The sequence below is a fragment of the Paenibacillus borealis genome (assembly GCF_000758665.1).
Classification (GTDB): Bacteria; Bacillota; Bacilli; order Paenibacillales; family Paenibacillaceae; genus Paenibacillus_AQ; species Paenibacillus_AQ borealis.
Window position 1 is genome coordinate 6,912,464 of record NZ_CP009285.1, and the last position, 26,529, is coordinate 6,938,992.

Here is a 26,529-nt window from a genome sequence, read left to right on the forward strand (position 1 = left end):
CGCTGGCATAATAGAGACTTCTCAGTGAGCACCGCAGACCAAAATGTTGTACGTTGTACAACTTCGAAGCATAGATAACTGGGTGTTTGGGAGAATTGTTGTACGAAATACAACAATAATCCTGATAAGGCGCTCTAAAAAGGTAAAATCCTGCATTTTATACAACATTTTCGGATTCGGGCCGATATCCCGAGGAAAATGTTGTATTTTGTGCAGAATTTTATAAAAATTACGCTTTCCGCCGCAGAAAACGGGCGGATGAACCGAAGAATTCCTGCGGCAACTGCAACCGTCTGGAGGTCCAGATAATCGCAGGGTGTAGAATTAGTTTTATATGTTGCAACCTTAAGTCCAGCCAATATAGATGTACAGTTAAGTATTCAGTCAGTTGTTCAGTCAGATGTTCAGTCAGATGTTCAGTTAGTTGTTCAGTTAGTTGTTCAGTCAGTTGTTCAGTCCGTTGTTCAGTTAGTTGTTCAGTTAGTCGTTCAGTCAGTTGTTCAGTCAGATGTTCAGTTAGTTGTTCAGTTAGTTGTTCAGTTAGTTGTTCAGTCAGTTGTTCAGTCCGTTGTTCAGTTAGTTGTTCAGTTAGTCGTTCAGTCAGTTGTTCAGTCCGTTGTTCAGTCCGTTGTTCAGTCCGTTGTTCAGTCCGTTGTTCAGTCCGTTGTTCAGTTAGGCACCCATACTCCCAGGCTCCGCCCCCTACTCCCTCCACTCCACCAGCCGCGGATCCACATCCAGAATGGAGCGGTACTGTTCAAGGCTTCCCCATTTCCCTTCGGGGTCAAGCTCCATGTAGCGGTCGTATTTGCGGCGCAGCTCTTCGGGTTCCAGTGCCCAGCCGTAGTGCTTCACCCGCAGCTCGGCGAGGAAGCCCGGCAGAACCGCATACGACAGCGGCAGCCGGGGAACATGGTGATCCATCCGCGGGGTGAAATAATAGAAACTGGGCAGATAGCGGACCAGCGTGCGCGTATGCTTCGTGTGGATATTCCAGTGTTCATCTTCCCGGTAATGGGTCGTGCCGCCCCAGAAGTCATACAGCCGGAATGCCACCCAGTCGTAAGCATCCTGGTCGATCAACCGCCGCATTTCCTGCTTGGCCCGGTCTTCATAGAACTCATCCGCATCTACGGACAGCAGCCAATCCGGGCCGGTAGATACCGCCAGATCCCAGAGGGTCTTGCGCAGCTCCCATTCACGGCCGAAGATGGAGTGCTCCAGCGTTACCAGCTTGCTGACCTTGGCAAAAGAATTACACAGCCGCACCGTACCATCCGTGCTGCCGTCATCCACTATGACGATATCGTCGACAAATCCGCTCAGCTCTTCCAGCACCTGCTCCAGGTAACGGCCGGTCTCATTGCGCACCTGCATCATCGCCGTCAGGCGGTTGCCGGAGGCCTTGCGCAGCGGTTCATGCATGCTCTTCGCCATCCATTGCCCTCCCTCTCAAGCCTTGTACGGCTTCTTCCATATCGGCCATTTCTGCAAACAGCTGTCTCGCCCCCTGGTCCGCTCCCGCCGAACGCAGGAAGCTGCGGATAGCGTCATGCCGCCGGCCATACAGCAAATGCAGTGTCCCTTCAATCACCGGAAGCTGCACTGCACCTTCAAACGCCGGAGAGATGCTCCCTGCAAGCCCCGGAATCTCAGGAGCCCCTGCTATTCCTGCTATTCCTGCGAATCCGCCAAGCCCAGTATTCTCCGCAGCTACCGTCCCGTCCGCCTCCATTTCATGATAGAGCTGCAGCGCCTTCAACCACTGAAAGGTTCCGATGTAATTCAGCAGCAGCCGCTGCCGGGCTTCCGGCCCGGTTAACCGGCTCAGAATCTCATTTGCCGCCGCACCATCCTCGTTTACCGTGAGAATCTCCGCCCGGAGCAGCTCATGCTCCACCTCGCCGCCACTCAGCCACTGCTTCATCTGCGCAGCCTTCGCCCTTTCCTCGGCCGTAAACGCCGTGATTTCGTATTGCCGGACGGCAAGCTCCAGATTGCCTTTCTTCGCTTCAATCGCCGAGAAGAAACGGTAATGCGAATGCAGACAATCCGTATAATCATGCAGCAGCATCAGCTCAAAGGATTGGGCCAGATACAGCGAAGCGGCTTCATCTCCCCGCAAATATAAATAAGAAGCGGCTAAATAATGCACTGAAGGCTGGTGTGGCATCTTGGCACACATGGATATATAGAATGCGGTGCGGTGCCGGCGCTGGATATCCAGCCAGCCGGACTCCCCATCTGGGTCAACAGGTGGCTGCCACAATTCCGTAAGCGCCCTGTTCCAGATCGCTTCGTAATCTGACAGGAAGAACAACTGCTCCTCCCGGCGGAGCAGTCCGTAGGATAAGGGCTGGTCTCCGCTGAGATACACAATTCCCTTCCGGCGCAGATTCTGCTCCAGATATATCCGTTCTGACGTGGTTCCCGCCAGATCGGCCTTCGCCGCGAGCAGCGCACTGTATTTGTCCCAGAGAACACTATCCTCCCCTTCCGGACAAAGTTCCAGCAGGGCAACAGTATACGCAGGCTGCAGTGCCAGTACATCCGGGAGCCAATAAGGTGAAGAGACAAGCAGTGTATAGTCTCCGGCATTCAGACTGTATATTTCCGCCAGTGTCACGGACCTGATACCGCTGCTCCGCTGCTGGACAGGCGTCATCCGCCCGGCAAAACAGACTTCACCACGGTCCGGAAGCAGCTCCAGCAGTCTTTTATACTCATAATCCTCCCAGGAAACACGGCTAAGCACGATATAGTTCATAAGTGTCCCTCCCCGCCGTGGGCTGACGGTTGAATCTTATCCCGGCCGCCTGCCAGCTCACCCGCATAACCTACCGACAGATCCGGGTCAGGAATAAGTGCCAGACTGCGGAGGAAGCCCTCCCGCTTCATGAGCTTTCCGGGCGTAATACCGCTTCTGTGTGCGATGCGTTCAAGTGGAAGAAGCTGCGTTATACCGCCTGTCTCAGGCCGCTGCCCGGGTTCGTCCGCTGCAAAATCCGAACTGACGACAATATCTGCCCGGCTGTGCTGCAGTATTTCCACCAGCTTCTCAATGTAACGGCTGTCATAGGCAGCAGAGGCGGATAAATAGACAACGACCTCGCTGCCATAGAGCGCCGAGATATTCTCCAGCGCATGCAGCCAGGGCTTCTCACCATGCACAGTGATCACAGCGTCACGCTCATGCACCGGGAATTCGGGAAAAGACTGGCTCCAGCTGTCCCTTACCCACACCCAGCGGATATTGCTGTAGCTCTGGCCTTCCTGCAGCGTCTGCTGCCGCTCCCGTGAATCGGCTGCCGTCCAGTTTTCTTCGAAATAGACAACAGTGGTCACAAGAGGCGTATCCGCCGTATGCCGGCCCAGCGGAATGGACGGCTGCGGCAGACAACCGGACAGATCAACGGGAATCTGGAGCGGGCCAGCGGCGGCGGGACTGCCCTGCAGGTTCCATTTCCGGCGGTATGCCTGCTCTCCCTCTGAAGCAGCCGCATTGCTCGCATTATTCTCAGCTGCTCCCTCTTCCAGCGGATGAAGGACATGCACATATACCGGATCACTGAGTGCAAGACTTGCCCCCTGCATCCGGGCCCGCAGACACCAGTCTGCAATGATCAGCCGGCGGTCAACCAGCGAGGAATCGAAGCCGCCTACTCTCAGTAATACGTCTCTTGCCATAAGCAGACAAGCACCGCCCAGTACATCCGCATAACTCCACTCCCCTTGCCGTTTGTCCAGGGTATGGGCTACATACGCTGACAGTTCAGAGTATCCGGCGAAATGCAGCCGTTCCAGCCCCTCTCCCCATTCACTGGAGGAACGCGGAGCTACCACGCCCACCACCGGATCATCAATAGGCGGCCACAGCAAATTCCCAAGCCAGCCGGGGGACACCATCACAGTGTCCTCCAGCAGCACGACAAAAGAGGTCTCAGCATAAGCCAAGGCCTCATTCACCCTGTAATTCCCGGCGGCAAAGGGGAGAAACACCAGACTCGGCTCTCCCGAGAACTGCTCCGACAACGGCTGCAGCGGAAACTCAGCGGTCATCGGGACCGCAATCAGACGCACGGAAGAACCGGAGTGCTGGAGCAGCAGCCGCAGGCACTCCGCCGACCACTGCGCATGCCGCAGCTCCACCACAAGCGTAACGCCTCCCTGCACCGGCAGCGGAAGCAGCCCCTCCCGTTCCAGATAGCTGTATCTTCCGGCCAGACGCTCCGTGCTGACAGCTTTTACAGTATTCATGACTTTAATCGTATTGATCGCATCCATCGCTTCATAGGACATTCAGACTCACACTCCAATGGTCATAACTGTGCTGTCTATAATGTATGAGCGGGATGGGGCAGGTATCCCTGTTTAGGCCGTATTCGGCGGATAGGATCCGCAAAGCTGATATCCGCGTCAGCTGCGGCGGCCATGCTTACCACCTGTCGGTCATGATTACCGGCTTGATTCCGCCGGCAGCGAACTCCATTCTGTCGATGCATAACATGCGGTTACCCGGCTCCGGGTCTCCGATGATTCGCCGGTGATAGACAATCAGCCATTCATCGCGGTCAGGAAGATATAAATATCCGTGATGGCCGGGGCCTTCCGCTACAGGCTCCTGCCTCTCCAGTATGGTCCCTTGGTTATCGAACGGTCCCAGCGGATTACCGCTTACGCCGTAAGCTACCCGGTAGGTCCCGTTAGTCCACCCGCCCATCGACCACATCAGATAGTAAAGACCGTCCTTCCTGATCATACACGGTCCCTCCACATAACCCGGCGGGGTAACGGAACGGATCAATTGACCGTCCGGGAAAGGCACGAAGCCCGTCATTTCCTCATTCATCCGGCACACGTTACAATGCCCCCAGCCCCCGTAATAGAGATAGATTGCACCGTCATCATCCTTGAACAGATGAGCATCGATCGGCTGGGCGCCGTGAATGAACTCACCGATGAGCGGCCGGTGGAGGTACCCCCTATACGGGCCTTCGGGAGCATCGGCGACGGCAATCTCCAGCCCGCCGGCTTCTCCGTCCTTCTGGATATCGTTCGAGGCGAAGACAAGATAATACCGGCCGTTATGCTCAATCTGGGTCGGCGCCCATACCGCTCTCCAGATCCAGGGGAAATCATCCATTTCTATGATGCTCTCATGGACCTTCCAATGGATCAGGTCTTCAGAACTGAAGGCATCCAGATTCATCTGCCGGGTATATTCCGTAAAAGATCTTGTCGCATAAATATAATGCCTGCCGTGATAGGTTCTGGCTTCGGGATCTGCATACCAGCCCGGCACGATAGGGTTCGTCATTCCCCGCAAGCGCCCCCCTCCTCTCTCCGCAACCCGCTAATTAACAGCTGTATAGTCCTCTTTCTTCCTGTTCCCGGATCCAGACCTGCATGAAGCCTGACTCTCTGTTGTCCCAGGCGTAATAGGGAATGAACCGGAGTGGCCTTCCCGCTTCATCCCGGCTCTGCAGCACGGTCACACCGCCCAGCAGCTCCGGCAGATGCTCCACCCGGAACTTCGCCCCGGCCGGAATGGAGCAGGCATCATAGGACAGGCCGGGATGGTCCGTCTGCTCCAGACAATAGACGACGGGTCCCCGCTGAACGGCAACCCGCCCCCGGTCCGCCTCCACCTCCGGATTGGCCCGCACAAGATTCACAGGCATATCCAGCTCAAGCACAACCTTGTCTCCCGGCGACCAATGCCGGTTCAGTACCAGATATCCTTGATCCGTCAAGGCTCCGGCCCCGGAGATACTGACGCCGCCAGCCGCCAGCCGGTAGCTCCTGCACCATTCCGGCACACGCAGCCGGATGCTGAAGCCGGCACTCGAAGCAGGGTTCACTTCAAGCTCAATCCGGCCATCCCAGGGATACTCCGTGCTTTGCTTCAGCCTGACGCCCAGTCCGCTGCCCAGCACAAGCTCCGCTTCGCTGTTCAAGTATTGATTAACTGCCAAGCCTTCTTCCGTAGCGGCATAGACGTATTGGCCCAGGGAAGGCAGGAAACGGGCCAGATTGGTCGGACAGCAGGAGGTTTCGAACCAGGGCACACGATGATGTCCGCCCTGTGAAGCAAGCGGATTGACATAGAAATACTTGTCCCCGGACAGGGATATTCCCGACAAGGCGCCGTTGTACATTTCCCGCTCCACCACATCTGCATATTTGCCGTCCCCGAACGTCAGATTCATCCGGTGGTTCCAGAAGACCATGGCAATGGCGGCGCAGGTCTCGCAATAGGCGGTTTCATTGGGCAGGTCATAATCGGAGGTGAAGCCTTCGTTATGCCTGGACGGCCCAATGCCGCCCGTTACGTACATGTTGCGCTCTACGGTATGGGCCCAGACCCGGTGCAGGGCCTCCGCATAGGCGGAATCGCCTGAAGCATGAACAATATCCGCCATTGCCGTGTACAAATACATCGCACGGACGGCATGCCCGGTGACCTGCCTGATCTCACGGACGGGAACATCATCCTGGCAATAGGCCGGTCCCCATTCCGGATTGTCCCAGATCGCACCCGCGCCATGTCCGTGGCCGCGCTCCTCCAGCAGCCACAGCGCAAGCTTCCAGTAGCGCTCGCTCTGCGTCACGCGGTACAGCTTCACCAGAGCCAGCTCGATCTCCTGATGCCCTTCCACCCAGTGCCGCTTGCCGGGGCCAAACACCTCATCATAATGATCGGCCAGCCGGCAGGCCACCTCCAGCAGTCCGCGCTTGCCGGTGGCTTCATAATAGGCGACCGCCGCCTCAATCAAATGGCCGCCGTTATACATCTCATGCTTCTCCATATCCGTCCATTTGCCCTGGGGATTCTCCAGTGTGAAGTACGCACTAAGGTACCCGTCCGCTTCCTGCGCTGCCGAGATCAGCCCGATAATCCGGTCGGCTTCAGCTTCCAGCGCCGCATCCCGCCTGGGCATCAGCGCATAGGCAATACCTTCAAGCACCTTATAAACATCCGAGTCATTATAATACTTGCCTTCATAATGCCCTTCCATTAGGCCCCCGGCCTTGGCGAAGTTATCGATGCGCCCGGTTTCCTCACATTTGGACAAGCAGTCCGGCAGAGTGGTCTGCCGGAGCACCTCCAGGCGCGGCCGCCAGAAATGATCATTAATGGTTATACTCGTAAAAGACACACCCTGCCAGGCATGCAGCTTCGGCTGTTGCTCTGCCATTTCGGTTCCCTGCCTCCTTTATCCTTTTAATCCCGTTAAGGTAATGCCCTCCAGAAAGTAACGCTGGCCGGCCAGAAATACAATGACGCAGGGCAGGACGACAGTGGCCGAGGCCGCCATCAGCAGATCCCACTGCGCGGTGTAGGTACCCTGGAACATTTGCAGACCCAGAGCGAGAGTAAAGAGACTGTCGCTTTTCAGGTAAATCAGCGGGCCCATGAAATCGTTCCAAGAGGCCAGGAAGCTGAATAAGGCAACCACGATGATCGCGGAACGGCTTAAGGGAAAGATGAGCCGGGTATAGATCTGCCAGTAATTCGCCCCGTCCACAAAGGCCGCTTCATCAAAGTCTCGCGGAATCGTCAGATAGAATTGCCGCAGCAGGAAGATATTGAAGATTCCGCCGCCGAAATATGCAGGCACAATCAGCGGATACAGCGTATCGTATAAACCCATGAGCTGCCAGCCGAGAAAGCTCGGGATAATCGTCACCGCCGCCGGCAGCATCATGCTGGTCATCAGGATGGCAAACACCGTATCCCGGCCCTTCCACTGAATCCGTGAGAATCCGAAGGCCCCGATACTGCTGGTAATTACCGTTCCCACAAGCACCGTAACCACGATGATCAGTGTGTTCTTGAAGAAAACATCGAACGGCAGGACCGTGAGCGCCTTATGAAAATTGCTCCACTGAAACGGCTTCGGTATCCATTCGGGAGGCATGGTGAAAATCTGTGACAAATTCATCAGCGAGCTGCGGATCAGCCAGACAAACGGAATGACGAACATGGCAGAGATCAGGATAAGCACTCCGTAGCTTGCGGTAAGTGATAGCTTCGATGGCCTCAAGCACGGTCCCCCCCTTCGTAATACACCCAGGACTTCGAGGTTCTGAAGACGATAAAGGTAAAGAACAGAATGATGATGAACAAGATCCAGGCCAGCGCGGACGCATATCCCATCTCGGCATCCCGGAAGCCCGTTCTCCACAAATAAAATACATAGAACAGACTCCGGTTGTTCGGTCCGCCCTGCGTCAGAATATAAGCTTCGTTGAAGACCTGAAAAGAGCCGATAATCGTCATGATCGTATTGAAAAAGATCGTGGGGGTGACCATCGGAACCGTCACGTGGCTCAGCTTGCGGAACCAGCCGCCTCCATCCACCTCAATCGCTTCATAGTACTGCCGGGGGATGCCGGATAGGCCGGCGAGAAAAATAATCACCGTGCTGCCTATACCCCATAACGTGGTAAGCACCACCGAGGGAATAACACTGCCTTCCCCGTACAGCCAGTCGCTGGTCGGCAGATGCAGCCGGCTGAGCAGCGAATTGATGAGGCCCAGGTCGGGATTGAGCAGCCACATCCAGATCATGGCCGAGGCCACCGCCGGAACGATGCTCGGAAGGTAGATAATCGTACGGAAGATGGCTCTTCCCTTTACATTGAGATTGAGCAGAAGTGCGATGCCGAAGGAAATGAGAATAACCGCAGGCACACGCAGCAAGACGAAATAAAAGGTGATCCCCAAAGATTTATAGAACAGCTCATCCTCACCTGAGAACAGCCGCACGAAATTATCCAGACCGGCAAAAGACGTCTGTTCCTTGAACACATTATAGTTGGTTAGGCTGAGCACCAGGCTTGCGATCATAGGACCCAGCGTAAAAATGGCAAATCCAAGTATGGCAGGGGCGGTGAACAGCAGCCCATAGAACATTCCCTTTCGCATACCGGCCTCCAGTCTCGAATTTCGCAAGTAGAAACGGCTTTGCCGTCCTTTAGACGGACGGTACCGTTTCAGCGTGAAATAGAAGGATAATTTAAAGCGTAAGCATATAAATTCTTATATTTGCAAAAAGAACGGCGAACGAGGCATCGCACGCCGCTCCATACTACTAGCTTCGCAGTTGATTATTCCTTAATATCGCGGCGTCCCTTAATTTGGGCCTGGGCCTTTACGGCGATCGAGTCCATCGCTTCCTGGGCGGTTTGCTGGCCGAGCCATACCTTATCCAAGGCGGGATTGACCAGATCCATAATATTGTTGAAATTCTTCACATAGCCGGTCGGCGTCTGGTGCCCTTTGGTCAGGATTACATCGACGATGGCTTCCTTATAGCCGGAGGGTCTGGCCTCCAGATTCTCCGTCCATTTGGCCAGCAGCGCAGGATCGGTGTACCAGTCTTTGGGAGAAGGCATCCATGTTCCGGCTGTAAGCATATCAATTGAAGCTTCTGGATCGAGCAGCGCCTTCAGCAGCTCCCAGGTCTCCTGGGGATGCTTGGTGGATTTGAAGATGGAGAACATACCGCAGACCACGGTGGTTACCGGCTCTTTCATTACAGGCATGACCCCGACGTTAAAGTTGAACTTAGACTGGGCGAGGCCTGCGCTTGCCCATTGCCCGTCCACAGTCATCGCTACCTTCTTGGTCTGGAGAGCTACATTCGTTGCCGGGATATTCTTAGACTGTACAGGTGAGGGTGATACATGGTGCACATTCATCAGATCGGCTATTTTCTGGAGGGCTTCCACAGCCTCCGGCTGGTTAAGCGCGAAGGTCTTGCCATCCGCCGAGATGAAATCCCCGCCGTTGGAATAGATAAAGTTGCTGTACACCCCCCACCAGGTGGAGAGATTTACGCCATATTGCTTAATTTTTTTGGGATCGAAGTCCGGGTCGGCTGCTGTTTTGTCATTGGTGTCCACAGTCAGCTTCTTGGCGACCTCGACGAATTCATCCCAGGTCCAGGCATCCGCCACATTCGAGGGGGGAGGCTCAATTCCGGCTTCCTTGAAGATATCCTCATTGTAGAACAGTCCGAAGGATTCCGGCCCTGGTCCGATTCCAATTACGTTCCCCGGCTCCAGTGAATAGGTAATATTGGGAACCAGCGTATCCGGACTGATGTCGGCATCCGTATCGAGAAATTCCTGGAGATTATAGAATTTACCCTGCTCCGCCATCGGAAAGGCAATCGTACCTGATTCCATCATGGCAATGTCCGGAACATCATTTCCGGCGACCATGGTAGTCAGCTTGGTGTCATAATCAGCGGCAATATGCTGAAGCTCAACCTTGACATTTGTATACTTGGCCTCGAAATTCTGAATGGCTTTTTTGTAAGGAGCCACTTCTTCCGGTGATCCCCATACAGTCATCCGCAGCGTAATCTTCTCCTTCGATCCGGCATTCCCGGAAGGCGCGGAAGCCTCAGGGCTTGCTGTATTGGATTTCGAGCACGCAGACAGGACAGCGGCAAGCATCAGAACCAGAGCCAGTGTAAGGAAGACCGATCTTTTTTGTTGCAACATATTCCGAGCCCCTCTCGATTTCTAAGTTCAACGGGTTCATAGCTGCAGTCTATGATGCCTTTATTATAAATTACGGGATAGCGCTTACATAACCCTAATCTCTTTGGATTGGTGGACTGGGATTGGGTTTACAGCGGCAAGGTAATGGCCACCTTTGTCCCTTTTCCCGGAGAAGAGAAGATGGAGATTCCGTACTCGCCGCCATAGGTCATCTGAATGCGGTCAATGGTATTCTTAATGCCCACGGAAGATGCTTTCTGGTGCAAAATCGCATTTACAGTTGCCTGGCTCATGCCACTGCCGTTGTCGGCCACCTCGTAATGCCGGGTTCTGCCGTTAATCCAGCCGCGGATCCCGATGATGCCGCCCGAATCGGTCTGATCGAAGCCATGAAGAATCGCATTCTCCACAAAAGGCTGGAATAGCAGCCTTGGCACATCGTATTCGAAGAGCCGCGGGTCCATATCATACTCTACAGTGAACTTGTCCTCGAACCGGATCGACATAATATAGAAATAGTTATTCATCCAGTTCATTTCTTCGGACAAAGGAACGGCGCCCCATGTCTTCCTCGAAGTATAGTGCAGCATATTAGACAGGCAGACAAGCATCTTGCTGAGCTCCTGCTGATCATTCTCAATCGCCGTCCAGTTCATCACATTCAGGGTATTGTACAGGAAATGGGGATGCATCTGCATGTTCAGCGCCTGAATCTCGGCTTCCTTTTCCTTCAGCTTGGTCTCGTAATTCTCCGTCACGAGCAGATGGATCCGGTCATTCATCCGGTTAAAGCGCTGCGTCAGAATGCCGAACTCATCATTGCTCACCACATCCACGCGGGTCTGGAAATCGCCTTCGCCCACCGATCTCATCGCGCTTAACAGCCGTTTGATCGGTTTGGTAATTTTGCCGGCAATGAAGAAAGCGAGGATAAGCGCCACTATCCCCATCACAACGGCCATGACAGTAATGGAAGCCCGGATCACCGGCACAAAGCTGCTCACCAGCCCTGCTTCCGGAATCCACACGACAGACATCCAGCCGGTAACCTCCGAGCGGTCAAAGCAGACGATCACCGCTTTACCGTCCAGCGTCATTCTCCGCGCCCCGCTTTTCTCCTGCTGCAGCTCGTCCAGCCACGCCTCCTTATAGGTCTGCGCAACAGCCCCCGGCTCACTGCTGGCGACCACCTTATCCTGCGGATCGAGCACCATATAGCGCGAGCTTCCCGGTATGCTGTCCTCATACAAGGATTTAAGCACCTCGGATTTGAAGCTAATGGCAAGTACAGGGCGTTCCACCCCGGCAGCCATTTTCTCCAGCTTCGTATTGCTGAGATACGTGAAATCAAGCACGCGTGTGGCCGAGAACAAATAACGGAACTCCAGATTCCCGTCCTGCAGATAAGGCTGGTTGAACATAGATACGAAATCATAGGTAGGAATCCACACCAGCTTCCCCCCTGCCTGCCGGGCCAGATCGTATATATCCGATTGAACCGGGTCTCCTTGCGGCAGCGTTTGTCCGAAGGTAAAGTATGAGGTCCATAGCTGGTAGGCATAGATATCCTGGTTCTGGGAAAAGGTTTTGCCGAGCACTGCCGTCACCTGCCGGTCCGCTGCAAACAGCTCCACTTGGTTCGCGGGGTCCAGCTGGCTGAAAATGCGGAACAGATCCTTATCGAGAAATAAGGACATGCTGTTCTGGTCCACGATCCGCAGCTTCGTGTCCATGACTTCGTTATTTTTTTTGACAATCTCATACACATTCTTCTGCGCCTGCTCCGTGATAATCTTCAGGCTGGTCCGATAGAACAATGCCCCCAGTACGAGCAGGGGAACCGCGATCAGCAGGATGTAGCTTGCCAGCAGCCGGTAACGGAAGGTAATCTTCATGCCTCCCGTTTCCTTTGCGAAAGTGCGTGCTTATAAGCTTTTGGCGACATGCCATGATATTTCTTGAATACACGGCAAAAATATTTCGTATCCTGAAATCCGCATTCCAGGGAAATTTCATATACTCTGAACTGCTCCGCTGCAAGCAGCTCTTTGGCCCGCTTCATACGGACCGCAGTCACATGCTCGGAGAAGGTCTTTCCCGTCCTGCTCTTGATCAGCGTACTGAAATAGGAGGGGTTAAAATGGAAATGCTCGGCTGCCCGTTCCAGTGTAAGGTTCTCTTTCGTATGTCCCTGTATCCAGCCCAGGCATTCCGCGATAACCACCTCACTCTTATCCTGTCTGGATAAGGCCAGGGCTAGATGCGCTTCCCGGAGAGCATGGTTAAGTTTGGTCATTAATTCCTGATAGGAGCTGCATGAACGGATAAGCATCGTGGCCGTATCGGTCAGCATCTGCCCCGTCTTTTTGTCCAGAATATCCTGATGGTCACTCCGGATCTGCAGCAGCATCAGCGAGGCTTGCTCCTTCAGCAGCATGGGACTGGCCTGTCCGGCATCCGCGAGTTGGTAGACGGTCTCAGCGCAGACCTCCTGAACAAGGGCAGCATCGTCCATTTTCAAAACTTCATACAGCCTGCCCCAGTCAGGAGCTCCAGCCCCGGGTGTTGAAATAAGCTCATCCGCAAAAAGCAATCCCTGCCGGAAATCGTAGAAATTGTAGCTGTTGGCCGTCCTGGCTGCAAGATATGACTGCGGCGCTCCGGCAAGCAGGGAATGGCATTGCGGCCCAATCCCGTGGGCAAGCTGTCCCGCATGCGCCCACTCAGCCGCCAAAGACTGGGCGATGTAGCGGGCCTCCTCCCGCTTGCCTTGGGTAAGCGCTTCCAGCGTAATCAAGGTCACGGCCGCCTGAACGCCGTCCTCCATCATCCCGCTTAAGGGAACGGTTATGGCCTCCCCCCACTCAGACCAGGCCTGCTCCAGAGAGCGGGCGAAGGAGCCGCTGTCCTGCTGTTCCCCGCTGTCCCGGCGGTGCCTCAGCTCCGAATACACAGCCACACCGCTCTCCCGCAGCCACTCATAACAATTCAGCTCCTCAAGCTCCTCCGGGGCCGCACTGCCGTTCAGCCAGGACAGTATCAACCGGCTCAGGTAGGCGGAAGAAGCCAGCTTCAGCCGGTGCTGCAGCTCTTCCTCTTCGCGGCACTGCTGCTGTTCCGCTGTCAGCTGAAGGTCGATCCGGCTTAAGACCTCCGCAATTTTCTCAATCTCCACCGGCTTCAGCAGGTAATCAAAAGCGCCGTGACGAACCGCCTTCTGCGCATACTCGAACAGATTGTAAGCGGATACCATTACAACCCTGGTTTTAATGCCTTCTACCTTAAGCCGTTCCAGAAATTCAAGCCCATCCATACCAGGCATGCGGATGTCCGTCAATATGGCTTCCGGGCCGTGGGCTTTCACCAGTTCCATGGCCGACAAGCCATCCTTTGCCGCCACCACCTGGTCCTCCGGCCGCAGCCGCCCAATCAGATTGACCATCCCTCTGAGATGCCTTGGCTCATCATCCACGATCAATATTCTCACTATGCTCAGCCTCCCCGAATTGGTTTGAATTACATAACAGCCCGCATCTTTGCCCTAATTATAAAAGCCGTTCCGGCTTATTCATAGTGCATTAATATTGGATTGGTGGACTATTATTGGGTGGTGCGCAGAGTACGGGAGGGAAGCTGTTTCTACGTCATGAGAAGCTAACGTTCCTGACACCTAAACAGCAATGTAGTCGATGGTTTCACGTTTCTATGCCACGTCATGAGAAGCTAACGTTCCTGTCCGAGCAAATACAGAAGAGCCGCCCATTTCTTTGGCGGCTCTTCTGTATTTGCGGCTTTTGCGGCTCTTGGCTCTTCTTGGGTTGATTGCGGATTATAGTCTTCTCATTATCGCTTCAACGGCCCGAAGGCCCGCATTATCGCTATCCCTGACCTCCTCCAAGGTGCAGCAGTTGGATTTCCTCCACTTAATCCTTCCGGTTTGCTTGCCTTACAGAAATTAGTTGGATTTATGACACTTAATCCTGTCTATATCCCCGCCGTCAGCGAATTCGGCTGAAATTAAGTGCCGTTTTTCCAACTAAGTCCCGGGAATCAGAGATTCTGCCAACAACAGATGGAGTTTCTCCACTTATTTGTTCTACCCATCATATATCCCATCACTCACCGCTGCCCGCGTTGGCTCCGGCATTCCCGGCGTTTGCGCCTGGCGCAGAGTTGCCGCTCCCGGCCGGCATGTTATTCTCTCCGCTGTTTGAATTTCCGCCTGATCCGCTACCGTCGGGTAACGTGCCGTCCGCGTTGGTGCCGCTCTTCTCTGTGTTCAGCGAAGGGGCAGGAATGGCTATTCCCGGCGCGCTGCTGCCGTTCTCGCCGACAGGCTGGCCCTGATTGTCGTAATAGTACATCGGAACATCGCCGACAACCATAAGGTAGGATACAGGAATTTCCGTATCCACGATCTGCGGCTCCATATCAAACGGTATGACGACCGCTACCTCGGTAACGATATGAATAAAGACTTCAACGAGAATCATGTTGATGCCGGCATTTTTCTGCCGTGTGTTCAGCTCCACCTTCACCGCGCCCTGCGGTTCGATTTTGATCGGAATATCCGGCCCAAATGAGGCAATTAGCGGACTGCCCAGCGCCTGACCCAGCGGAATATGCTCCGTCTGGTTGTGCAGCTCCTGCAGTGTGGACTGGATGACTTCGGCAGCTTGTGAGGTAATCCGCATATGCTCCTTGTAGTTGAGCATGAACCCGGATATTTTGCCGTTCTTATCCGTCTTCCAGTCAATCAGCGCTTCCGCGTTCCCGCCGTCCGCAACCTGGGAAGTAATCGCCTTGTTAATGGATTCCGTAGCGATTTGTTTCACCCGGATCTGCGCCAGATGGAGAATCGGCGGCTTCAAATGCTGCTCCACATAACGCAGCCCCTGAAGCACAGCCAGAATCAGCAGCAGGCTCAGGATGATCCAGAATCTGCCCCGGCGGCGCGGCTTCCGCCCTTTCCCTGCGCCGGCCTCCTGCTTCTTCCGCTCCCGGCCGTGGAACAGGCTGAATCCCCCGCCCCGGCTGGCTTTGCGCCAGACACGATAGCCCGGAGCGCCCGCTCCTGCACCGGGCGAAGCCGTCTCATAACCCGCTCCCTTCCTGTACGGTCGGGTTTCTGCCCTCGAAGGCTTCGCCACGAATACACCGCCCCGGCTCGTCGGCCTGGACCCGGACCTTGACGGCTTCGCCTCGAATCTTGCTCCTGAACCCGGCGGCCTGAATACAGTCTTCGACGGTTTAGCCTTGAACGCCGGGCTGCGCCCGGCCGGTCTCGGCAGCCCGCTCCAGCTGAATCTCGGCAGCCGCAGACGCCCGAAGAATGGTACGCCTGCCCGCCGGTTTCCCCATTTTCTGATTCTGCCCATGCCTTGCAGTCCCTCCCGACCTTCCTGCGGTCAAGCCGCCCATGTACTATAAGGCTATTCGGGACAAACGCAAAAAAGAAGAACATCCCTGCGGCAAAGCACCGCAGAAACGTTCCTCTTTGGAGAAGTAGATACGGCTTTGCCGTCCTTTTATAAGGACGTTACCCTTTCAGCAAGAAATAGAAGGATAAGTTATCATGTGAAACCTATAAATTCTTATAGTTGTACAAAAATCACCCTTACGGGTGAATTAAGCCGGATTTTATGCGCTTATATTGATCTACTAAGGCTACTTCCGGGACAGCCCCCGGGGAAATCAAGTGCAATAATGCTCCTCATTCCCGCCTACCGCCCACTTTCGGCGGATTCAGAGGGATTTATCCCTTTGTTTTCCTCATGCCGCCCACTTTCGGCGGATTTAGAGGGATTTATCCCTTTGATTTCCCCATACCGCCCACTTTCGGCGGATTCAGGGGCACTTTTGCCACTCATTTCCACCTGCCGCCCGCTTCCGGCGGATTCAGTAGCATTCCTAATACTTAATTTCCGAGTCAACAAGTGGAAACGGCTTCTCCGTCCTTCTAAAAGGAGGGGAAGCCGTTTCAGCATATTTTCCTAATGCCCCATCCGCTTGCGCTTATCCTCCTGCAGATGCCCCCAGTGACGGCGGACAAAAATAGCGATCAGAATCACCATAAACACCGCATACCACGTAAGGAATCCGTTCCATTCCTCCCGGGGGACAATCAGCGAGGAGCTGATCGTTCCAAACAGCCAGATGTAAGACAGATTCCCAAGTACCGTGCCCCAGATAAACGCAGCAGGCTTAATCGGAGAAACGGCCGACATCAGATTGATAATATTGCTCGGCACAATCGGAATCGTGCGCAGCAGCACCAGGGTCCAGATACCGTAGCGGTCAAGATACATCTGCCATTTGTCATAGCGCTTCAGCTTATATCCCCATTTCCGGTCAAACCACTCAAAGAGATAACGCCGGAACAGGAAGTAGACGAGCACCGCACCAATATTACAGGCCAGCCAGCTGACAATCATACCGCCAATAACATTAAATACAGAGACGTGAAGCACAATCAGGATCGCCAGTGGGAAAAATCCGAACAAACTTTGCAGTACCGCCAGCGGAACGGTAGCGAATAGAATGGAAGGGCCGCTCAGTCCAAGACTCTGCAGCAGCCAGTCGATCCAGGCATTAATGGTCTCAGTCACGGAGCTCTCCCCTTTCCTGACTCCTTGCAGCAGCTGTCTCCTGATTTCATACTGAACATAAGGGAATCGCTCATTAACGTTTGTTTCGTGAATCTTCAAGAAAAACACCCCTCTCGGGGTGTTTGTTGAATGAGTTTGCTTATGATATGTACATCTAAAGAACAGTCGTTAGCGTACAAGTTACAGAATTGTAGCCTATGTTCTTTCAATCATAGCACACATCGATCTTCTCTGCCAAATAGCTGATTCGCTGAACAATCTCTACAAATTCACTCCGGTAATCCACTCATTCACCTTGGCTTCATTGTTATCGACCCAATCCTTGGCCGCTTCCTCCGGCGATTGTCCGCCTTGAATCTTAACCATGACCTGAGCCATATCGTCTGCTGTCCACTTGAATTGGCTTAAGAACAAGTATACATCAGGCATATCATCCTTCAGACCTTTTCGTACCATAGTATGGATCTGTTCAGCACCGCCGTATACATTCTTGGGGTCATCCAGATATTTCAGATCCATATTCGCGAACATCCAGTGCGGGGTCCAGCCGGTAACTACGATCGGTTCATTGTTGTCAAAAGCTTTCTGCAGCTCCTGTGCCATCGCCGCCGAAGAGCTCTCAAGCAGCGTATAATCGCTTAACCCGTAGGCTTCAACCGCGGTTTCAGTGGACGTCATAATGCCGGCACCCGGTTCGATGCCGATAATCATGTTATCCAACGAAGCCGCAACCTCCGGATTGTTCAGGTCTTCAATGGAATTGATATCCATGTAAGCTGGAACGGCAAGTCCTGTCTTCGTTCCATCCAGATTCACACCGGCATCTACGACATCGTTACCGTATTTCTCCAGATAGGAAGCATGGGTACCCGGCAGCCAGGCGGCTACCATCGCATCCGCACTTCCGTCGGCAATCCCTGCCCACATTGGACCGGCATCGACCTGGAGCATTTCTACCGTAACGCCAAGCTTCGATTCCAGAACTTCCTTAACCACGTTCGTGCTGGCAATTTCCGAATCCCAGGCCACATAAGCCAGCTTCACCGAAGAATTATCCTTGGACGAACACCCGGAAATAACTACAACCATCATCAATAGCATAATCAAGCCAAGCTGGCTCAGTTTCATCGATTTAAATTTTCTCATATGAATTATACACTCCTCTATCCTTGTTGTTTGGGCTTGAACAGCTTCTGGGTCAGACGGTCCAGCAATATCGCAATAATAACAATGGCAATTCCCGCTTCGAAGCCTGCCCCCGTCTTGGCCTGTGATACCGCACGGTACACATAGGCACCGACACCTTGGGCGCCGATCATGGACGAGATTACGACCATTGACAGTGACAGCATAATGGTCTGGTTAATACCAGCCATAATAGTCGGCAGGGCAATCGGCAGCTGCAGCTTGAACAGCTTCTGTCCTGCCGTCGATCCGAAGGCATCCGCAGCCTCCACAAGCTCCGGCGATACCTGCCGGATACCCAGGTTCGTTAGACGGATGGTTGGCGGGATAGCAAATATAATAGAAGCAATCACCCCGGGCACTACACCCAGCGAGAAGAACGATACCGCAGGCAGCAGATATACGAACGCCGGCATCGTCTGCATGAAGTCAAGTATAGGCGTAGCAATGTTCTGGAAGGTCTTGCTCTGTGCACAGAGCACGCCCAGCGGAACCCCGATAATTACAGCCAGCAAGGAAGCCGTCAGCACAAGGGCCAGCGACTGCATTGAGGGGTCCCATAATCCGAGATTATCAATCAACAGCAGCCCGATCACTGCGAACAATGCCATCCGCCATTTGCCGATCCAATAAGCCAAAGCGGCGATAAGTATGGTCAGCACAATCGCGGGCAGGAATGTTAGCGCCGCATCAATGCCGCTTACCATTCCGCCGATCACAGCATGAATGAGATCGAAGAAGGGGCCGAAATAAGTCGTCAGCCAGTCTTCGAGCCATTCTACGCCCTTTCCGAGCGGTATTTTGGGTAAATTCATGAACCAAGTCCTCCTTCCGGAACCGCATTACCGGCAAGTGCGGACAGCACGGCTCCCTTGATGACAATGCCCTTCAGCTTGTCACCCTCGTCTACTACGGCAACCGGCAGATGCGTCTCCGACATCATCTCGAACAGGTCATTCAGCAGGGTATCCGGCCGTACACGGGGAATCTCCCGCTGCATGACTTCCAGAATGCTCCGGTTCTCTTTCAGTGCCTGTGCCGCATTCTCCGCTGTAATTACACCTTGCAGCTTCATTTCATTATCCGCCACATACAGGCTGGATACTCCGCTGTCCCGCATAAGCTGCAGGGCTACCCGGGGTCCGCGTTCCGGACGGATCATCTCCGGCTGGCGCATGACATGAGCGGCGGTCAGCACCTTAGACAAGTCGACGTCCTCAACGAATCGTTCTACATATTTATTTGCAGGCTGAATGAGGATTTCTTCCGGCGAACCGATCTGGACAATGACCCCGTCCTTCATCAGTGCAATCCGGTCACCAATCCGCAGCGCCTCATCGAGATCATGCGTGATGAATACAATGGTCTTCTTCACCCGAGCCTGCAGCTCCAGCAGCTCCTGCTGCATATCCTTGCGGATCAGCGGATCAAGCGCACTGAAGGCCTCATCCATCAGCAGGATATCAGGATCATTGGCAAGCCCTCTGGCCAGACCGACACGCTGTTGCATGCCGCCGCTCAGCTGATCCGGCCGGTGATGCTCCCAGCCCTTAAGGCCGACCAGCTCAAGTGCCTCCATGGCAAGACGGGTTCGCTTGCTCTTCTCCACACCTTGCACTTCCAGTCCGTATTCAGCATTGGCCAGCACACTTCGGTGCGGGAACAACGCGAACTTTTGAAAGACCATGCCGATATTCTTGCGCCGGAACTCTCTTAGCTGCTCCGGATTCATCTGGACAACGTCCTTGCCCTTGAATAATACTTGGCCCCCAGTGGGCTCAATCAGCCGGTTCAATAACCGGACGAGCGTGGACTTACCGCTGCCCGACAATCCCATAACGACAAATATTTCTCCTTCTTCAATGCTGAATTCGGCTTTATTCACGCCAACCGTCAGCTTGGCTTCCCGGGCAATCTTCTCTTTGGACCAGCCTTGTTCTAATAATGGAAGTGCCCGTACCGCATCATGACCGAATACTTTGGTAAGCTGTTTCACCTCTATAATTGCCATGGTGACCTCCTTCTCTCCCCTTAATATTTCAGGTTAGTTCTCCTGACCTAGTGTAACGGACTTGTGAAAAGAGACGCAAAGCGCATATTCGCTTAAAATTTAGTGTACAGTTTTAACTTTACGAACTTTACGTATAGAATACTCTGTTTAACGCCATATTCCGTTCCAGATGAATTCTTTACTTATAGCAGAGGATTTGATTACAATACATTGGAGAGGTTTGTTGCCTGTCAGCCTATTCCTCAGGAGGGACATCATGAATGATTTAGAGGGGCTTCTGCCCGAACAAATAGAGCGAATCAGCAAAGTCCGGGAGCGGGTCATCGATTCCATCGGTAAAAATATGGATTTGTACGGGATTACCCTCTCCATTGGGCATTTATACGGTTACATGTATTTCAATCAGGGTCCGGTTACACTGGACGAACTGAGCAGCACTATGGGTATGAGCAAGACATCGATGAGTACCGGTGTGCGCACGCTGCTGGATCTGAAGATGATCGATAAAGTCTGGGGAAAAGGCACCCGCAAGGATCTGTTCGAGGTGGTCCCCGACTGGCATCAGAACTTCAGTGACTACTTCTCCATTAAATGGAGAAAAGCAGTCGAGGGTAATATGACTGCACTTAACAAATCATTGTCCGAGATCCAGCAGATGAAGCAAGATTATGCGGACGAGCCCGATATCGAACGTCTGCTCCTGACCGATGAGACCAAAATTGAGGAAGCGATCAAATATTACCGCTGGCTGCTGAAGCTGATCGAAGCGCTGGAGACCGGCAAGATTTTTGAATTAATCCCTAAAGAATAATATCAGCCATATACGTTAATCCTATTCCGTACAAATGCAAACGGCCGCGATCCTTATATTCAAGGATCGCGGCCGTTTATCATTTACTGCTATTGTGCCGTTAAGGAGCCTCCACCAGGCTGACATCATCGATATAAATATGGTTGCCGGCTTGGATGGCCGTGTTGGTCTGTGCGCTGTTTCCGTCAATGAGCCCCATAAGGAATACCAGATGTGCACCCGCATCGGTGCTGTCATTCATAGTGAAGGTGTAGCTGTACACCTCCATCTCACTGGTCAGGGCTAAGGCTGTCACCGGTAAATACTTGTTGTAATCCGGGCCGAAGTGCTCAACGGCCACTTCAATCAGCCGGTTCACATCCGAGCGGGCCTTGAAGGTCAGGGTGTAGGTCTTACCTTTCACAAGCTTCAGGTCTCTGTAATCGACCTGCGCAGTGTAATTATATAATCCGGTGAAATTCAACGAGATATCAAGCTCCTCATCCTTAACTGCGGCACTCCCCTTCCCTGGTTCTTCGAAGTATTGCGTCCAGCCCTTAATGCCCTGATCCGCATTGAAGGTTCCGTTATCCAGCGTGCCGCTGGCAGGTTCGATGACCGGACCGCCTGTAACCTCTCTGACCACAATATCATCCAGCGAAATGGTGTGCGCAGTACCGTTGGCCGTCCCGTCTTCACCCACGGTTTTGCCGATCAGATAGTTCAGCTTCAGCGGGCTGTCATTTGTAACACTGAACTGCGCGCTGTAAGTCGCCCAGGTTGCCGTGACATCAAACTTCGCTTGAGCTGACTGGGCCGAGGTTCCGCTGTACTCCACAATAATCTGCCGTGCAACCGTAGATTTAGCCTTGAAGCTCAGCTCGTAGGTTTTGCCTGCTTCCAGCTTGATATGCTCCTGATAGAACTGTGTACTCCAGGTATCTCCGCCGGCAGCGGCAATCTCGATCTCCGCCACACCCTCGTTCACCTTAAAGTTTGAGACTCCTCCTCCCCCGGACCATGTCGACCAACCCGAGTCACCGCTTGTGAATGAACCGTTGACCACGAGGTTGTTGTCATTGGCCAGAATGACCTGAACGATACTTGAGCCTACATAACCCTCTGCTTCCACGGTAATCTTATAGCTGCCCTCTGCCGGGAATGCCGCAGCATCGATGATAATCGCGCCGGATTTCAGACTGTAAAGTTCATCCGCAAGCGTGACACCGTCCACCTTCACGGCATTAATTTTGCCAGACCAGTCTCCCTTCTCTATGAAGGTAAGCTCGATCGGCTGCGACACCCGGTTACCGGTGCTGTCTGCGAGCAGCTCCTGCGGCTTGGCCGGCGCGTCTTTGATCTCGAACTTCACATTGTCGATGATGATGTCATGGCTCTGCGGAACGCTCACATCGCCCACCTTGCCAAGCAGGAATTTCAGCGAAAGCGTATCATTCGTTGTCTGCCGGAATTCGAATCTGTAATGATCTGTTGCCGGTGATATATCGATTGTCTTATCCATTGAAGAGAAGTATTTCGCATTCTCCGCCTTCACGCTGATCTGGCGTGCAACGCTGGAGCTGGCATCGAATTCGACCACATAATCAGAGCCGGCAGCAGCCTTCAGCCCATTCTGGAACAGCATAACTGAATATGCCTTGTTACCGGTATTCGTAATGCTGAATTTCGCCGCTCCGTCCACTGCCGCCGCAGTACTCTGCCCGCCGTCTTCCGTAACCAGCCGCTCCCAGTTGTTCAGGCCGAAGCTGAAGTCCCCGTTCAGCAATGGGTAATAGGTCAGGGTAGGGTCATAATAGAAGCTGGTGCGCAGCAGAACGAAATTATCCACATACACGGTTCCGGCAGTCCCGCCAAGCCGCAGGACGAATTGACCCAGATGATCCGTTGCTCCTGCAAGGTTCGTGAACACCGCCTCTACCTGCTGTTTGTCTGCTGTAAGCTGCACGGGCTGTGAAGCGTATACCGTGCCGTCATTGCCCCGCAGTTCAACGAATGCTGTCCTCGGGGAGGAACTCTCGGCTTCGAAGGTCAGCTTGTAGTCGTGCCCCTGCACCAGGAAAATTCCCTTCTGCAGCAATGCAACGTCGGCGCTGCCGCCATCCCCGCCTGAAATTTCAAGCTTGAGGACGCCCGGGTCTACCACAACCGGAAGCACCGCTGCACCGCCTGTAGCCCCGGTATGCCAATAACTGAGCCGGTCCGGCTCGCCCAGATCAAAGCTGCCATTGTAGAGATGGTTACCGCTGCCCAGCGGTGTTTTGGCACTGTCATGATCGAACGGAATATGATCAATCTCTTCCAGCCGGGCATTGCCGAGCCATACCGGTGAAGCATTGGTGCCCATATTGAACTCGATGCGCGCGGCATTATCCGAGCTCTCCTTCATTTGGAACATCGTCTCGAAATGCTGAATCTCCGGTGTCAGATCAGCTTTGAATGCCGGTGAATACGACGGGAATCCCAGCGGCGCCCCGCCTGTCAGCCGGACGCTTATATCCCGCGCCGTATCCGTCTTGGCATCGAAGCTCAGCTTGTAGTATCTTCCCTTCGCGACTGAGACGATGGCCTGCGGCTGAATCGAATAAGAATTTCCGCCAGCGCTGCTGATATTCACCTTGAGGAAATTCTGCCCGCCTATAGGCTCAACCGATAGAGCTGCATCCGCTCCTTCATCCTTGTACAATACCCAGTGCGCTGTATTCGGAATGCCCATTCCGGCATCGCCTTCCACTTGTTCGGTGAAGCCGTTGTTATGAATGAAGTTGCCGTCCTCAAGCGGCAGCTTAGCACCCTCCAGATAAGGCTCCTTCTCAAACTCTACCGGTACCGGTTCCCGGTACTCGCGTCCGGTCAGCTCATATATTCTGACATAGTCAATTTCCATGGAACTTGGAAATACCGTCTCCTCCGTGGGGTTACCGTCAAAGTTACCGCCTACCGCCAGATTCATCAGAAGGTGGAACCTCTGGTTGAAGGGTGCCGGATAAGCATTCATAGCCGGCTGGCCGCTGCTCTTGCTGTACCAGTCATTCTTGGTGGAGAATAAGACTCCATCCACATACCAGCGGATTTCTCCCGGCTCCCACTCAATAGAATAGGTGTGGTAATCTTCAATCGTGGAATTACCCGGCAGCACATATTCCTTGCCGGAATAGACATTATCCGGCCACTGGGAACCATAATGAATGGTTCCGGCAACCACATTCGGGCGGCTGCCCCAGCCTTCCATAATATCCAGCTCTCCTGAGGCAGCCCAATTGCCGTAGGTGTAATCTTCCGGCAGCATCCAGATGGCCGGCCAGAGCCCCTTGCCGGTCGGTGCTTTCGCCCGGATCTCGAATTTACCGTACAGTTTGCTGTACAATCCCTTTGTTTTGATCCGTGAGGAGGTATACGGTTTACCGCCTACAGCTTCTTTACGCGCGGTGATGACCAGCTTGCCGTCTTCTTCCTTCACGTTCTTGCCGTCGCTCGTGTAATACTCCAGCTCATTATTGCCCCAGCCCGGATTACCGACTATGGTTCCGTCTCCAAGGTCATAAGTCCATTTGGCCGGATCAATGGAGCCGTCATCGAATTCATCATTCCACACTAGAGTCCACGGATCGCTGGTTGGTGCCGGAGTTGGTGTGACTTCCGGCAACGGGGTCGATGTAGGCAGCGGACTCGGCGTAATTACCGGTGTCGGCTCCGGTGTGACTTCCGGCGCCGGTGTCGCAGCCGGTGTTGCCGTAGCGGCAGTCTCTCCGCCGCTGCCGGCAGCAGGCAACTGGCTGGCCTGCGGTGCAGCCGGATTCAGATTCGTTCTGCTGCCCTGCTTGAGGGCAGAGCCGCCTACAGTAACATCATCCGCCTGATTCAGCACGGTGCCGAAGCTGCCGCTGCCCTGGATCGCGAGGCCTTTGGCCCCGGGTTTGATGAGCAGTTCGGCCACCTGCGCTTTGTCCATCAGCACAATTGTGCCGGGGGCTCCCCATACCAGCTTAGCGAGCTTGCCGGAGATGTTCAGTGCAATGCGGCTTCCTGCCGGATCTGCGGTGGACACCACTCCATAATTCCCTTTAAGGGTGACCGTCTTCTCCCCGGCTGACAATTCAACATTGGTGAATCCTTCTCCGGTGAGATTGCTTTCTTCAAGGCTGGCACCAGAGTTCAGCTGTACGTTTCCGGCTGTTGTGGTCCCGCTGGCAACAATGCGGACTGTGCCGCGGGGCTTCGCAACCTGAATAGTGCCGAAACTGCTGTCCGCAAGGGTCACGCTGTGTTCACCGCCGCCGCGGATATAGGTTGTGCCTTTAACCTGCACACCTTCAATCCGGATATCCCCTTCTCCGATACCTTCGGTAAGATAGAGATTGCCTTCAATTATGCTGTCCTTGAGCGTAGCTCCTTCATGGTTCAGCACCACATTCCCCTGCACCGTCCCCAGCTTCATCTCCCCGCCGGAGGACTGGAGCTCCTGCACCAGCATATCGGCCATCTTGGCCAGCTCGGCGCGCGTAATATTCCCGTCCGGCTTGAACAAGCCTCCGGGATAGCCTTGAATATAGCCGGCTGCAGTCAATGCATCCGCTGCTGAAATGACCTCGCTGCCTGCTCCCGCCAGATCGCTATACTCCCCCTTGGCATGATTGACGGTATCCAGCCGGAAAATCTTCTGCAGCGCCACAACCGCTTCCCCGCGCTTCAGCTTAGCTGCAGGCTGGATATGGTTATCCGCTCCTGCGCTTAGATACCCCGCCGCTACCGCCTTGGCGATATCGTTCCTGTACCAGGCTCCCGCAGGTATATCTGCCGGGAGGGAGGCTGCCGCTTCCTTATAGCCAAATATGCGGTTGATGATTGCCGCGAATTCTGCCCGGGTCACCTGACTATCCGGCCGGAAGCTCCCGTCCCCGTAACCGGAAATTACGCCGCTGCGGCTCCAGCGCTGTACTGCAGGCGCCGCCCAATTGTCCGCACTCACATCAGTAAACGCTTTCATTTCGCTGGCAGCCAAATCCCCGTTCTGCACCGCAGCCGTTGCATCCGCCACAGCTGCCAGCTTACTCTTCGCAGGCACGGCACCTGCCGCTCCGCTGCCCAGCGGTGACAAAAGGCCGTTAATGATCACAGCGGCCGCTAACACCGCAGATACATTTCTTTTCATTCCCATTATGCCTCCTCTAGTTTCCAGTCTCGCCCGTTCCGCAATCACATGGTCAGGTATTACACAGCTGCAATAATCGAAATCGGTTTCGATAAAATCCATACTTAAACCTTGAGTGCAATAAACCTTTGACTTGTTTCGGCAAGTTGAATAGACTCTAGAAAGAACTGCTGTTGAACAGCAGCCGAGTGTCTGATGAACGGCTCTATAGCCTGATAAACCCTGGCATATCCGTCTTTTGGCCCTG

At 53.9% G+C, this 26,529-nt stretch carries 17 protein-coding genes; 1 reads left to right on the plus strand and 16 read right to left on the minus strand.

From position 1 onward, the window contains the following. Window positions 1-702: 702 nt before the first annotated feature. The 15 genes from PBOR_RS29170 to PBOR_RS29245 all read right to left on the minus strand — a co-directional run bounded on the left by PBOR_RS29170 (window position 703) and on the right by PBOR_RS29245 (window position 20,322). A complete protein-coding gene (locus PBOR_RS29170; protein WP_245647936.1) occupies window positions 703-1,437 on the minus strand; it encodes a glycosyltransferase in 735 nt (244 codons plus the stop codon). Beyond that, window positions 1,418-2,767 (minus strand): hypothetical protein, encoded by a 1,350-nt coding sequence (locus PBOR_RS29175; RefSeq protein WP_042217353.1) that lies wholly within the window; start codon window positions 2,765-2,767, stop codon window positions 1,418-1,420. The genes PBOR_RS29170 and PBOR_RS29175 overlap by 20 nt, the downstream gene beginning before the upstream one ends. Next, window positions 2,764-4,299 carry a glycosyltransferase family protein gene (locus PBOR_RS29180; RefSeq protein ID WP_042217354.1) on the minus strand — a complete coding sequence of 512 codons (1,536 nt, stop codon included), beginning with the start codon at window positions 4,297-4,299 and terminating at the stop codon, window positions 2,764-2,766. The genes PBOR_RS29175 and PBOR_RS29180 overlap by 4 nt, the downstream gene beginning before the upstream one ends. A 136-nt stretch (window positions 4,300-4,435) precedes the next feature. Then, window positions 4,436-5,317 carry a glycoside hydrolase family 43 protein gene (locus tag PBOR_RS29185; RefSeq protein ID WP_042220051.1) on the minus strand — a complete coding sequence of 294 codons (882 nt, stop codon included), beginning with the start codon at window positions 5,315-5,317 and terminating at the stop codon, window positions 4,436-4,438. 40 nt (window positions 5,318-5,357) lie between these two features. Beyond that, window positions 5,358-7,199, minus strand: a complete 1,842-nt coding sequence (locus tag PBOR_RS29190) for a glycoside hydrolase family 127 protein (protein WP_042217355.1) — start codon at window positions 7,197-7,199, stop codon at window positions 5,358-5,360. 18 nt (window positions 7,200-7,217) lie between these two features. Beyond that, window positions 7,218-8,048, minus strand: a complete 831-nt coding sequence (locus tag PBOR_RS29195; RefSeq protein ID WP_042217357.1) for a carbohydrate ABC transporter permease — start codon at window positions 8,046-8,048, stop codon at window positions 7,218-7,220. Continuing rightward, window positions 8,045-8,932, minus strand: a complete 888-nt coding sequence (locus PBOR_RS29200; protein WP_042217359.1) for a carbohydrate ABC transporter permease — start codon at window positions 8,930-8,932, stop codon at window positions 8,045-8,047. The genes PBOR_RS29195 and PBOR_RS29200 overlap by 4 nt, the downstream gene beginning before the upstream one ends. A 182-nt stretch (window positions 8,933-9,114) precedes the next feature. Further along, window positions 9,115-10,518, minus strand: a complete 1,404-nt coding sequence (locus PBOR_RS29205; RefSeq protein ID WP_042217361.1) for an ABC transporter substrate-binding protein — start codon at window positions 10,516-10,518, stop codon at window positions 9,115-9,117. Between the two features lie 128 nt (window positions 10,519-10,646). Further along, complete coding sequence (locus PBOR_RS29210; RefSeq protein WP_042217362.1) at window positions 10,647-12,413, minus strand: cache domain-containing sensor histidine kinase; 1,767 nt, start codon at window positions 12,411-12,413, stop codon at window positions 10,647-10,649. Continuing rightward, window positions 12,410-14,005 carry a response regulator transcription factor gene (locus PBOR_RS29215; protein WP_042217364.1) on the minus strand — a complete coding sequence of 532 codons (1,596 nt, stop codon included), beginning with the start codon at window positions 14,003-14,005 and terminating at the stop codon, window positions 12,410-12,412. Before PBOR_RS29215 ends, PBOR_RS29210 begins: the two co-directional genes overlap by 4 nt. Before the next feature lie 628 nt (window positions 14,006-14,633). Next, window positions 14,634-15,896 carry a sporulation protein YunB gene (gene yunB, locus PBOR_RS38515; RefSeq protein WP_081972238.1) on the minus strand — a complete coding sequence of 421 codons (1,263 nt, stop codon included), beginning with the start codon at window positions 15,894-15,896 and terminating at the stop codon, window positions 14,634-14,636. A 615-nt stretch (window positions 15,897-16,511) separates the two neighbouring features. Then, window positions 16,512-17,126, minus strand: a complete 615-nt coding sequence (locus PBOR_RS29230) for a TVP38/TMEM64 family protein (protein ID WP_042220053.1) — start codon at window positions 17,124-17,126, stop codon at window positions 16,512-16,514. A gap of 261 nt (window positions 17,127-17,387) precedes the next feature. After that, a complete protein-coding gene (locus tag PBOR_RS29235) occupies window positions 17,388-18,272 on the minus strand; it encodes a glycine betaine ABC transporter substrate-binding protein (RefSeq protein ID WP_081972239.1) in 885 nt (294 codons plus the stop codon). A 17-nt stretch (window positions 18,273-18,289) separates the two neighbouring features. After that, entirely contained in the window at window positions 18,290-19,126 is an 837-nt protein-coding gene (locus tag PBOR_RS29240) for an ABC transporter permease (protein ID WP_039305343.1), read from the minus strand. Then, window positions 19,123-20,322, minus strand: coding sequence for a quaternary amine ABC transporter ATP-binding protein (locus tag PBOR_RS29245; protein WP_039305346.1), 1,200 nt, complete (start codon window positions 20,320-20,322; stop codon window positions 19,123-19,125). The genes PBOR_RS29240 and PBOR_RS29245 overlap by 4 nt, the downstream gene beginning before the upstream one ends. A gap of 256 nt (window positions 20,323-20,578) precedes the next feature. Between PBOR_RS29245 and PBOR_RS29250 the strand changes: the two genes are divergently transcribed. Continuing rightward, window positions 20,579-21,133 (plus strand): GbsR/MarR family transcriptional regulator, encoded by a 555-nt coding sequence (locus tag PBOR_RS29250; protein ID WP_042217368.1) that lies wholly within the window; start codon window positions 20,579-20,581, stop codon window positions 21,131-21,133. A 100-nt stretch (window positions 21,134-21,233) separates the two neighbouring features. Here PBOR_RS29250 and PBOR_RS35810 read toward each other — a convergent pair whose 3' ends face one another. Continuing rightward, the gene (locus PBOR_RS35810; RefSeq protein ID WP_052429690.1) at window positions 21,234-26,282 is read right to left on the minus strand and encodes a carbohydrate binding domain-containing protein; all 5,049 of its coding nucleotides are present in this window, start codon (window positions 26,280-26,282) and stop codon (window positions 21,234-21,236) included. Between the last annotated feature and the right edge of the window lie 247 nt (window positions 26,283-26,529).